General features: G+C 33.5%; 8 protein-coding genes. All 8 read left to right on the forward strand.

What is annotated here, in order from left to right; genetic code table 11:
* The first annotated feature begins 87 nt into the window (after positions 1–87).
* The 8 genes from pepT (at position 88) to gcvT (ending at position 12,733) form a co-directional block, all read left to right on the forward strand.
* Positions 88–1,323, forward strand: coding sequence for a peptidase T (gene pepT / locus AC1EUU_RS03775; protein ID WP_480200039.1), 1,236 nt, complete (start codon positions 88–90; stop codon positions 1,321–1,323).
* A gap of 88 nt (positions 1,324–1,411) precedes the next feature.
* Complete coding sequence (gene lysA, locus AC1EUU_RS03780; RefSeq protein ID WP_480200040.1) at positions 1,412–2,620, forward strand: diaminopimelate decarboxylase; 1,209 nt, start codon at positions 1,412–1,414, stop codon at positions 2,618–2,620.
* A gap of 30 nt (positions 2,621–2,650) precedes the next feature.
* Positions 2,651–4,285: a M1 family metallopeptidase gene (locus tag AC1EUU_RS03785; RefSeq protein WP_480200041.1), complete on the forward strand. Its 1,635-nt coding sequence runs from the start codon at positions 2,651–2,653 to the stop codon at positions 4,283–4,285.
* Between the two features lie 221 nt (positions 4,286–4,506).
* Positions 4,507–6,951 (forward strand): bifunctional aspartate kinase/homoserine dehydrogenase I, encoded by a 2,445-nt coding sequence (gene thrA, locus AC1EUU_RS03790; RefSeq protein ID WP_480200042.1) that lies wholly within the window; start codon positions 4,507–4,509, stop codon positions 6,949–6,951.
* 4 nt (positions 6,952–6,955) lie between these two features.
* Positions 6,956–7,885 carry a homoserine kinase gene (locus AC1EUU_RS03795; protein ID WP_480200043.1) on the forward strand — a complete coding sequence of 310 codons (930 nt, stop codon included), beginning with the start codon at positions 6,956–6,958 and terminating at the stop codon, positions 7,883–7,885.
* Complete coding sequence (gene thrC, locus AC1EUU_RS03800; RefSeq protein WP_480200044.1) at positions 7,885–9,171, forward strand: threonine synthase; 1,287 nt, start codon at positions 7,885–7,887, stop codon at positions 9,169–9,171. The genes AC1EUU_RS03795 and thrC overlap by 1 nt, the downstream gene beginning before the upstream one ends.
* A 103-nt stretch (positions 9,172–9,274) precedes the next feature.
* Positions 9,275–11,578, forward strand: a complete 2,304-nt coding sequence (locus AC1EUU_RS03805; RefSeq protein ID WP_480200045.1) for a type IA DNA topoisomerase — start codon at positions 9,275–9,277, stop codon at positions 11,576–11,578.
* A 72-nt stretch (positions 11,579–11,650) separates the two neighbouring features.
* Positions 11,651–12,733 (forward strand): glycine cleavage system aminomethyltransferase GcvT, encoded by a 1,083-nt coding sequence (gene gcvT / locus AC1EUU_RS03810; protein ID WP_480200046.1) that lies wholly within the window; start codon positions 11,651–11,653, stop codon positions 12,731–12,733.
* Positions 12,734–12,746: the final 13 nt, after the last annotated feature.

Consider the following 12,746-nt stretch of genomic DNA (forward strand, 5'->3'; position numbering starts at 1 on the left):
TTATAACTTATAAAAAAATAAGAAGAGGTTGAATTATCAACCTCTTTTTTTATTGCGAAATATTTATTTTTGAAAAAATCTAATTTCATGAACAGTATTATAGAAAGATTTATTAAATATGTCACTATAGACACACAATCAGATCCGAACAATCCTGAGTTTCCTAGTACAGAAAAACAATGGGATCTCGCACATATTCTTGTTGAAGACCTTAAAGCAATTGGAATGCAAGAGGTCACATTAGATGATAATTGTTACATTATGGCAACATTACCTAGTAATGTAGATTTTGACGTACCAACCATCGGATTCATTGCGCATATTGATACGAGTCCAGACTATACCGGCACCAATGTAAAACCTCAGATTCATGAAAACTATGATGGTAAAGATATTATTCTAAATAAAGAACAAAATATACTACTATCGCCTGATTATTTTGAAGATCTATTATTATATAAAGGTCAAACCTTAATAACAACCGATGGTACTACCTTGCTTGGAGCAGATGATAAAGCAGGTGTAACTGAAATTGTAAGCGCCATGGAATATTTAATAAACCATCCAGAAATTAAACATGGTAAAATACGCATCGCCTTTACGCCAGATGAAGAAGTAGGGAAAGGAGCTCATTTATTTGATGTTAAGAAGTTTGGAGCCAAATGGGCATATACCATGGACGGCAGTCAGGTTGGGGAATTAGAATATGAAAATTTTAACGCAGCCGGGGCTAAGGTCATTATTGATGGAAAAATTGTTCATCCCGGATATGCAAAAGGTAAAATGATCAACTCTATGTTAATCGCCAATGAGTTTATTGCAGCGCTTCCTAAAAATGAAATCCCTCAAGAAACAGAGGGTTATGAAGGTTTTTTTCATTTATACTCTATAACTGGTTTAGTTGAAAAAACCGAACTACAATATATTATTCGCGATCATGATATGCAGCTATTCGAACAGCGAAAAAAGGACTTTAAAAATACTGCTGATATGATCAATAATAAGCTTGGCAAAAAGCTAATTAAAGTTGAGATTAAAGATCAATATTACAATATGCGAGAAAAGGTAGAGCCCGTAATGCATATAGTAGATATTGCCGAAGAAGCTATGAAAGAACTTGGCATAGAACCATTAATTAAAGCCATTCGAGGTGGAACCGACGGATCTCAACTTTCTTATATGGGGCTACCCTGCCCTAATATTTTTGCAGGAGGACATAACTTTCATGGCCGTTACGAATATGTGCCTGTTGAGTCTATGGAAAAGGCAACTCAAGTTATCGTCAAGATTGCAGAAAGAACCGCAGAAAGAGCCAAAAATTAAACAAATACGTGCGATATGTTAGTATTATTAAGAAGTTTTAGCAATAAAACACTCTTAAGTACTTTTGGGAACTTATAATTTAATCATAATGGATAGAGAACTATTATTGACGCTAGCACAGAAATACGATACACCTTTGTATGTTTATAATGCAGATAAGATTGAAGAGCAATTTCAACGAATGTCTAATGCATTTTCGAATGTAAGCAATCTAAAAATTAATTATGCCGTTAAAGCTTTATCCAATATTACTATTTTAAAACTATTTAAAGAGTTTAATGCCGGATTAGATACCGTTTCAGTTCAAGAGGTTCAATTAGGTTTAAAAGCTGGTTTTGAGCCGCAAGAAATAATTTTCACTCCAAATGGTGTTTCCCTTGAAGAGATTGAACAAGCAAGAGAATTAGGCGTGCAGATTAATATAGATAACATATCTATTCTTGAACAATTTGGTCAAAAGTACCCGGAAACTCCGGTATGTATACGTATTAATCCTCATATTATGGCCGGAGGTAATTCTAAGATTTCTGTAGGACATATCGATTCTAAGTTTGGTATTTCAATCCATCAGCTGCCACATATTCATCGTGTCGTTGAAAATACCAGCATGAACATTAATGGTATACATATGCATACCGGATCAGACATATATGATATTGATGCATTTTTAAGAGCTACTGAAATACTTTTTAATGCAGCCCAATCCTTTAAAAGATTAGATTATATCGATTTTGGTAGTGGGTTTAAAGTCCCTTATAAAGAAGGAGATTATCAAACTAATATCGAAGAGCTCGGAGAAAAATTATCAAAGCGATTTAATGAGTTTTGCACCAATTATGGAAAAGAACTAACACTAATGTTTGAGCCTGGTAAATTCTTGGTTAGTGAAGCCGGCATGTTTCTAGTTAACGTTAATGTTGTAAAACAAACCACCTCCACTGTTTTTGCAGGTGTTGATAGTGGTATGAATCATTTAATTCGACCCATGTTTTATGATGCCTATCACAAAATAGAAAACATTTCAAATCTTGCAGGTAAAGAGCGCTTTTACAGTGTAGTAGGTTACATTTGCGAAACTGATACTTTAGGAGCAAACAGAAAGATCAATGAAATATCTGAAGGCGATATTTTAGCTTTTCATAATGCAGGAGCTTACTGTTTTTCGATGGCATCAAATTATAATTCAAGATACCGTCCGGCCGAAGTTTTGGTAAGAAGCGGTAATGATTATCTAATAAGAAAGAGAGAGACCATCGATGATCTTTTGAAAAATCAAATTTTGGTAGATTTTAATTAAATTAGCAAGCCTAATAAAATTAAAATTTTCTTGAAAAAAGTTATCCTAGTATTTGTTGTTTTAGCCTCGGCTACTTGTTTTTCTCAGAACCCTAATTTTTCACGTCAAGATACTTTACGTGGTACCATTACCAAAGAACGTATTTGGTGGGATCTACTACATTATGATTTAAAAATGAAGGTTGACCCTGAAAAAAAGAGCTTGCAAGGGAGTAATACCATTCGCTATAAAGTTTTAAGTAATAATCAATTGATGCAGATAGACCTCCAACCTCCAATGGAGATTACTTCGGTAAAACAAGAAAACAAAACTTTAGATTTTAAGAGAGAAGGAAACGTCTATTATATTACCTTAAAGAAAGAACAAGTACAAGGGGCAATAAATGAAATAACCATTGACTATCAAGGTAATCCGAAAGTTAGTAAGAATCCACCATGGGATGATGGACTTACCTGGGCCAAAGATAAAAATGGTAATGATTTTATAGCAACGTCTTGTCAAGGCGGTGGAGCTAGTATTTGGTGGCCATGTAAAGATCATATGTATGACGAACCAGAAGATGGTTTAACCCTTAGTATTACAGCTCCAGATCATTTAACAAGCGTTGGTAATGGTAGGCTAATAAAAACAACCAAAAATCAAGACCATACAAAAACTTTTATCTGGAATGTAGTAAATCCAATCAATAATTATGGCGTTAATATAAATATTGGAGATTACGTACACTTTTCGGAAAAATATAAAGGTAAAAAGGGTGAATTAGATTGTGATTATTTTGTACTTTCTTATAATCTTGATAAAGCTAAGAAACAATTTAAAGATGCAGCAAAAACGCTTGAAGCATTTGAGCATTGGTTTGGGCCCTATCCATTTTATGAAGACAGCTTTAAATTAGTGGAAGTTCCTTACTTAGGAATGGAGCATCAAAGTTCAGTTACCTATGGTAATGGTTATCAAAATGGTTATAGAGGCTTTGATCTAAGTGGATCTGGCTGGGGATTAAAATTTGACTTTATCATCATTCACGAAACAGGTCATGAATGGTTTGCTAATAATATTACCAATATTGATATTGCCGATATGTGGATACATGAAAGTTTCACGGCCTATTCAGAAAATCTTTTTTTGGATTATCATTTTGGAACGGAAGCTAGTAACGAGTACGTAATTGGTACTCGAAGAAACATACAGAATGATAAACCAATTATTGGTTACTATAATGTAAATAACTCTGGATCTGGAGATATGTATTATAAAGGTGCTAATATGTTACATACCCTTCGGCAAATAGTTAATGATGACGAAAAGTGGAGAACCATTTTAAAAGGGCTAAATGCAGATTTTTATCATCAAACAGTAAATACACAGCAAATTGAGAATTATTTGAGTGAGCGCGTTGGACTTAATTTAAAAGGTTTTTTTGATCAATATTTAAGAAGTACAAAAATTCCGAAATTAGATTATAAAATCGATGGGAAAGAAATGTCTTATAAATGGACAAATGTTGTTGATGATTTTTCCATCCCGATTAAATTAATGGTTGATAATAAAATGCAGTGGATAACCCCTTCAAAAGAATGGAAAAAAATCACCTTGAATAACGCAAATTCAATAATTGAAGTAGATAAAAATTTCTATATCAATAAAAATAGGCGTTCTCGTTAAAAAAAATCCAATTCTATAAGCTTCAGTTCAAATTACTTTATACATTTGCTTCATGCAATTTGTAAAATGTAATAATAACTATGTTTTCTCCTTTCCCTATTCAACAGGGATTATTACTACTGGAATTACCCTTCGGGGTTAATTTTCTATTACATACAATTCATATCTATATTTTAAAAAATCACATAAATTTTAACTATTTATAAATTCATTCTAAAAAAATGAAAGTCTTAAAGTTCGGAGGAACATCAGTAGGTTCTGCTAAAAGTATAACGTCAGTAATTAATATTGTAAAAAATAATCAAAAGGAAAAGCAAATTATAGTCGTTTCTGCCTTTTCAGGTGTAACCAATGCCCTATTAGACGGCATTCATGATATTATAAAAAACAATAAAACCTTTAAAGACGTTAGTACTGAGATTGTTAATAGGCATTTAGACGTTATTAATGAGCTTATTGATGATGTAACTATTAAAAATACCATATTTAAGTACTTACTTACTGAATTAGAAAAGCTAGAGCAGTTGTATAAAGGGCTTTCGCTTATTCAAGAATTAACGCCAAAGGCAGAAGCTAAAATCGTAAGCTTTGGTGAATTAATCTCTTCTTTTATTATCTCTGAAACCATGAAAGTAAGAGGTTTAAATGTTGAAAGAATTGATACTAGAAAACTTATTGTAGCTAATAACGATTACTTCAATGCTATTGTTAATTTCAATAAAACCAATGAGAACATTCAAAAAGCAGTAGAAAATTCTAATGCCGATATAATTATTGTGCCTGGTTTTGTAGCTGGCAATGAAAATGGAGAAACGGTCGTTTTAGGAAGAGGTGGTTCAGACTATACGGCATCGATATTTGCAAATGCATTAAAAGTACATAGTCTAGAGATATGGACAGATGTTAGTGGTATGTTTACAGCTAATCCCAGATTGGTAAAACAAGCCAAAGCGATTGAGTCAATTTCATATCAAGAAGCGATGGAGTTATCACACTTTGGTGCTAAAGTTATTTATCCACCAACGATTCATCCAATTATCAATAAGATTCCAATTCTAATAAAGAATACCTTCTCACCTAGCGACAAAGGGACATTAATATCAAATAACGTTGATAAAAAATCAAATCCTGTAAAAGGAATCAGCCATATTGAGAATATTACCCTAATTACTCTTGAAGGGTCAGGTATGATTGGTGTGCCTGGAATATCTAAGCGCTTATTTGAGGCTTTGGCATTAAACGCTATCAATGTGAAATTAATCACACAAGCTTCATCAGAACATACCATTTGTATAGCAATAGATGATAGCGATGCTAATAGAGCCAAGAGTGCTATTGACAATATTTTTGAATTTGAAATTTCAAGAGAGAAAATAAAACCATTAATCACTGAACGCGGTTTAGCAATCATTGCCATAGTAGGAGATAATATGAAAAATCACCAAGGTGTTAGCGGTAAAATGTTTAGTACTTTAGGAAAAAATAATGTAAATGTTAGAGCCATTGCTCAAGGGGCTTCAGAAAATAACATTTCGGCTGTAATTGCTCATAAGGATGTTAAAAAGGCATTAAATAGTCTGCATGAACAATTTTTTGAAGGGAATCTAAAACAAATTAACATCTTTATTACCGGTGTTGGTAATGTAGGTAGCAAATTGATAGAGCAAATAAAAAATCAACAAGAATATTTAAGAACACAATTAAATTTAAATTTAAGAGTAATAGGACTTGCAAATTCTAGAAAGATGTTATTTGACGAAGAAGGTATTTCATTATCATCTTGGCAAGAAAAGTTAATAGATGCAGAACCGGCAAACCTCAATGGCTATGCTGAAAAAGTAAATGAATTAAACTTACGCAATAGTGTATTTGTAGATATAACAGCCAATGGCGAAGTAGCTAGTTTATATAAAAACTATTTAAGTAACAGCATTGCCGTTGTAGCTTGTAATAAAATTGCATGTTCAGATGATCTTGACAAATACAATGAATTAAAATATCTATCTAAAAAATACAACGCACCACTTTTATTTGAAACCAACGTTGGAGCCGGATTACCAATTATAGATACTTTAAATAACCTTATTGCTTCTGGCGATAAAATTAAATCTATACATGCCGTACTATCGGGTAGTTTAAATTTTGTTTTTAATAACTTTAATGACGGGGTTACATTTCATGATGTTGTAAAACAAGCTCAAGAAGAAGGTTATACGGAGCCTGATCCACGTATAGATCTTAGTGGCGTAGATGTTGCCAGAAAAATATTGATATTAGCTAGAGAAAGCGGTCATCAAATAAATCTTGAAGATATTGACAATACCTCTTTTTTAACCAAGGGGAATTTAGCTACTGACTCCGTTGCTAACTTTTATACATCGCTCATGAATGATGAAGTTCACTTTCAAGAATTATATAAATCAGCTACGTCAAAGGAATGTCAGTTGAAGTATGTAGCTAGTTTAAAGGATGGAAAAGCAAATGTAGGGCTACAAGAAATTCATGTCGGGCATCCATTTTATAATCTAGAAGGAAAGGATAATATTGTAATGTTTTATACAGAACGTTATCCAGAACAACCTATGATTATTAAAGGAGCCGGAGCCGGGGCGGATGTAACTGCCTCTGGTTTATTTGCTGATATAATTAAAGTTGCTAATAACTAACCTTATGGAAGAAATTAAAATATTCTCACCGGCTACGGTTGCTAATGTTTCTTGTGGTTTTGATGCCTTGGGATTAGCATTAGATACTATTGGTGATGAGATGGTTCTTCGAAAAACAAAAGATCAGCAAATAAAAATCACTAAAATTGAAGGGGCTAATCTCACCTTTGATATTGATAAAAATGTAGCAGGTGTCGTAGCCCAGGCAATGTTAGAGAAATATCCTGTGAATTTCGGCGTTGAAATTGAAATCTATAAAAAATTCAAACCCGGAAGTGGTTTAGGCAGTAGTGCTGCTAGTGCTTCTGGTACAGCATATGCACTGAATAAATTATTAGGAACACCATTTACATTACTGGAGTTAACAAAATTTGCTATGCTAGGCGAAGAGGCTGCTTGCGGTTCTCAAATTGCCGATAATGTTTCGGCTGCGTTATATGGAGGATTCGTTCTTGTAAGAAGCTATCAGCCTTTAGATATTATAAAAATACCGGTACCCGATGATTTATTTATTACCGCTTTACATCCGCAAATAGAAATAAAAACAGAAGATGCCCGTAATGTACTCCCTAAAGAAATCCCTTTAAATAGTGCCATTACACAATGGGCAAATGTAGGTGGTTTAATTAGTGGATTGTATTCAAGCAATTATCAATTGATTGCCAATTCCCTAAAAGATGTGATTATTGAACCTGTTCGTAAGAAATTAATTCCTCACTTCGATAATGTCAAAGAAAGTGCATTAAAAGCTAGTGCATTAGGAGCTGGAATTTCAGGGTCGGGTCCAACAATTTTTGCATTAAGTAAAGGAATGGAAACTGCTTTGAATGTTAAAGAAGCTATGAAAAACGTATATCATAATACACAAGTTGATTTTGAGATCCACATATCAAAAGTTAATACACAAGGAATAAAAATTTTAGCGCATCAATAATGCAATACTATAGTTTACATAATCAATCGCCTAAAGTTTCATTTAAAGAGGCTGTTATTAAAGGCTTGGCTCCAGATAAAGGGCTATATTTCCCAGAATCAATTACACCATTACCAGAGGATTTTATTCTTAATATAGATAAATACTCAAATGAAGAAATTGCCTTCCAAGCGATCAAGCAGTTTGTTGGTAATGAAATTCCCGAAAGTGAATTAAAAAATATTATTGCCGAAACCATAGCTTTTGACTTTCCCGTTGTAAAAGTTGAAGATACGATTGCAACTTTAGAATTGTTTCATGGGCCCACTATGGCTTTCAAAGATGTAGGCGCTCGTTTTATGGCACGTTGCTTGGGTTATTTTAATAAAAATAGCGATCAGAAAGTAACGGTTCTTGTTGCAACCTCTGGAGACACGGGAGGTGCAGTTGCCAATGGCTTTTTAGGCGTTAAAGGTGTTGATGTGGTTATACTTTACCCTAGTGGGAAGGTGAGCGATATACAAGAAAAGCAACTAACAACATTAGGTCAAAATATTACAGCATTAGAAGTAAAAGGCGTTTTCGATGACTGTCAAGACATGGTGAAAACTGCCTTTTTAGACGATGAAATTACGAGAACGCTTACATCAGCTAATTCCATTAATGTTGCCAGATGGTTGCCTCAAATGTTCTATTTTTTCTTTGCTTATAAACAGGTTAAACATTTAAACAAAGAGGTAGTATTCTCTGTACCTAGTGGTAATTTTGGCAATATCTGCGCCGGTATAATGGCACAAAAGCTCGGTTTACCTATAAAGCATTTTATTGCATCGACCAATGTTAATGATACCGTACCTAAATATCTTGAAGAAGGAAATTATATTCCGAAACCTTCAAAGGCTACTATTTCGAATGCAATGGATGTAGGAAATCCTAGTAATTTTATAAGAATTCAGCAATTATTTGATCATGACTTTAACAAATTAAAAGGTCATTTTTCTTCATTTTCCTTTACAGATAGCGCTACACGCAACGCCATGAAGGAAATTTATAATACATCAGAATATATTGCCGACCCACATGGAGCTGTGGGATACCTAGGAGCAAAAGAATATCAAAAAGAAAATGAAGACTCACTATGTGTGTTTTTAGAAACGGCGCATCCGGTAAAATTCTTAGATATAGTTGAAGAAACACTAAAGGTTGATGTGCAGATTCCAAAGCAGATTGCGGCTATAATGCATAAAGAAAAAATAGCTATTCAAATTTCAACGTATCAAGATTTAAAAGCATATTTAAATAGCTAAACAACCATTTGACACACTTCAATAAACTTTGTAAAAAAAATAACTTAACAATAAGAATTTGTTCTAGTTGTTTTGGTTAATTTCGGGCACTTATTTTTATTATATGAAGGTCTGCATTGCCGAAAAACCCAGTGTTGCTCGAGAGATTGCTTCTATATTAGGAGCAACCACTAAGCGTGATGGGTATTTTGAAGGCAATGGATACGCGGTAACCTATACTTTTGGGCATTTATGCACCCTTTTAGAACCTAAAGATTATAAACCACATTGGAAGAGTTGGGACTTGAACAATTTACCTATGTTACCCGATAAATTCTCAACCAAGGTTACTGATGATAAAGGCATACAAAAGCAATTTAAAATTGTAAAAAACTTATTTGATAAAGCTGATGTGATCATAAATTGTGGTGATGCCGGACAAGAAGGTGAACTCATTCAAAGATGGGTTATTAATCAAAGTAATTATAAAGGGAAAGTTGAGCGCTTATGGATATCTTCATTAACCGAAGAGGCTATTAAAGAAGGTTTTAATAACCTAAAACCATCCGAATCTTATGATAACTTATACTATGCAGGTTTCTCGCGTGCTATAGGTGATTGGCTATTAGGCTTAAATGCTACACGTTTATATACGTTAAAATTTGGCGGGCCAAAGCAAGTTCTATCTGTGGGAAGAGTGCAAACTCCTACTCTTGCGATGCTAGTTGAACGTTATAAGGAAATTGAAAATTTCAAACCCCAACCCTATTGGGAATTACAAACTACTTATAAAAATACACAGTTTAATTGCGAAGAAGGACGCTTTTTAAAAAAAGAAGAAGGGCTAGCTTTTGCCAATAAAGTAAGAGAAGATGACTTTGAGATTATATCTATTTCCAAAAAGAAAGGTAAAGAGTACGCGCCAAAACTATTTGATCTTACAGGGCTTCAGGTTTATTGCAATACCAAATTCGGATTTTCAGCCGAAGAAACATTAAAAATCGCTCAAAGACTCTATGAAATGAAAGTGGTAACTTATCCTAGAGTAGATACCACATTTTTACCGACTGATTTATATCCTAAAATACCAGGAATACTTAAGAAGCTGAATGATTATAATGAACTTGTACTACCTCTCTTAGATGAAAAGATAAAGAAATCATCTAAAATTTTTAATGATAAAAAAGTAACCGATCACCATGCTATAATTCCTACCGGAATTCAAACAAAACTTCAATACAATCAGCAAAAGGTCTATGATATTATTGTAAGACGTTTCATTGCGGTTTTTTATAAAGATAGTACGGTCTCTAATACTTCAGTTATTGGTAAAGCAGCCGATGTGACTTTTAAAACTACGGGTAAAGAAGTACTTGAAAAAGGTTGGCGCCTTGTATTTGAATATAATAATGATGGCAAAAAGACGACGGAAGATCGTATACTTCCAACTTTTGAGAAAGGTGAAAAGGGCCCACATGAGCCTTCCTTTTTAGAGAAAGAAACCAAACCACCTCGTAATTATACAGAGGCAAGTCTTTTACGCGCAATGGAAACGGCAGGTAAGCAAGTTGATGATGATGAGATGCGCGAATTAATGAAGGAAAATGGTATTGGTAGGCCATCTACACGCGCAAGTATTATAGAGACACTATTCAAAAGAAAGTACATTGAGCGCAAGAAAAAATTAGTGGTTCCAACAGAAACAGGAATTCAACTTATTGAGCTAATAGATAATGAACTTTTAAAATCTGCTGAATTGACTGGCAGATGGGAGAAAAAATTAAAAGAAATTGAACATGGCGATTTTAATGCCGGTGCTTTTATAAAAAGTATGAAACGCATGGTAGATCAATTGGTATATGAGGTAAGATCAAACACTAAAAAAGCACGAATATCACCTGCAAATAATCTAAAAACAAGCACGATTTCCAAAAAAAAGGGTTCTAAAAAGAAAACAGTAGTTGGTCAAAATTGTCCAAAATGTAAAGAAGGGAAATTATTAAAGGGATTAACTGCTTTTGGATGTGGTAACTATAAAAATGGATGTGATTTTAAAATTCCATTTATCTATTTAGAAAAAAAGATTTCAGAAAATCAAATGGTGCGTTTGATTGCAAAAGGATGCACAACCAACTTGAAGGGTTTTAACGTAGAAGGTGAAAAAGTGGAAGGTCTTATTAAATTTGATAGCCATTTTAATTTAAAACTTGAACCGAAAAAGAAAAAAATTAAAGAAATACCCGATACACCAAGTTGCCCCAAATGTAAAAAAGGAACAATTCTTAAAGGCAAAACTGCTTATGGCTGTTCTAACTATAAGAATGGATGCAACTTTATTTATACCTTTAGCCTAATTAAAGAAAAAGCAAATAGTAAGCCATTAACTAAAGAATTGGTTTATCAGATTTTGCAAGAATACCCCTCTTAAATAAACTAATTTCCATTCAGCATTTAGCCGAATTTTCAATACTTTAGCAAACCTAAATTAGATTTAATTAAAATGAAAAATACTGCATTAACACATGTACATGAATCATTAGGGGCTAAAATGGTTCCTTTTGCAGGATACAATATGCCTGTACAATACGAAGGTGTAAATATTGAACATGAAACAGTTAGAAATGGCGTAGGTGTCTTTGATGTTTCGCATATGGGTGAATTTGTTATCTCCGGGCCGAATTCGTTGGCATTAATTCAAAAAACATGTTCAAATGATGCATCAAAATTATTTGATGGTAAAGCACAATACAGTTGCATGCCGAATGATGACGGCGGTATAGTTGATGATTTGATAATTTATCGCCTTCAGGAAGACAAATATGTACTTGTAGTTAATGCTTCTAATATTCAAAAAGATTGGGATTGGTTATCTTCTAAAAACGATGTTGGAGCTGAAATGAAAGATGTCTCAGAAAACTTTTCTTTGCTCGCTATACAGGGTCCAAAAGCTGCAAAAGCCATGCAATCATTAACTTCTGTTGACTTAGAAAACATGAAGTATTATACTGTACAAGTAGCCGACTTTGCAGGTGTTGAAAATGTTATGATATCGGCAACTGGTTATACAGGATCTGGCGGATTTGAAATTTATGTACGAAATGAAGACGTTGAGAAAGTATGGCATAAAGTTTTTGAAGCAGGAGTCGATTATGGTATTAAACCTATTGGTTTAGCAGCTCGCGACACATTACGTCTTGAAATGGGCTTTTGTTTGTATGGTAATGATATTAATGACACTACTTCTCCGATAGAAGCTGGTTTAGGGTGGATCACTAAATTCACCAAAGAATTTACCAATCATGAAGAATTCAAAAAACAAAAAGAACATGGAACCGATAGAAAACTTATTGCTTTTGAGTTAAATGATCGTGGTATTCCTCGTCAGGGATATGATATTGTAGATGGAAATGGTAAAAAAATAGGAGAAGTTACTTCGGGTACTATGAGTCCTTCTTTAAGGAAAGGAATTGGCCTAGGTTATGTTCCTAGAGTATTTGCCGATATTGGTAGTACTATTAATATTCAAATTCGAAAAAATGCAGTACCTGCCTCTGTTGTAAAATTACCTTTTTATAAAGCTTAACTTTCTAAATTAT

This window comes from Maritimimonas sp. 2205BS37-2 (assembly GCF_056591755.1).

Coding starts and splice junctions, on each gene's coding strand:
- thrA (WP_480200042.1), top strand. CDS start 4,507: ATGAAAGTCTTAAAGTTCGGAGGAACATCAGTAGGTTCTGCTAAAAGT.
- pepT (WP_480200039.1), top strand. CDS start 88: ATGAACAGTATTATAGAAAGATTTATTAAATATGTCACTATAGACACA.
- thrC (WP_480200044.1), top strand. CDS start 7,885: ATGCAATACTATAGTTTACATAATCAATCGCCTAAAGTTTCATTTAAA.
- AC1EUU_RS03795 (WP_480200043.1), top strand. CDS start 6,956: ATGGAAGAAATTAAAATATTCTCACCGGCTACGGTTGCTAATGTTTCT.
- lysA (WP_480200040.1), top strand. CDS start 1,412: ATGGATAGAGAACTATTATTGACGCTAGCACAGAAATACGATACACCT.
- gcvT (WP_480200046.1), top strand. CDS start 11,651: ATGAAAAATACTGCATTAACACATGTACATGAATCATTAGGGGCTAAA.
- AC1EUU_RS03805 (WP_480200045.1), top strand. CDS start 9,275: ATGAAGGTCTGCATTGCCGAAAAACCCAGTGTTGCTCGAGAGATTGCT.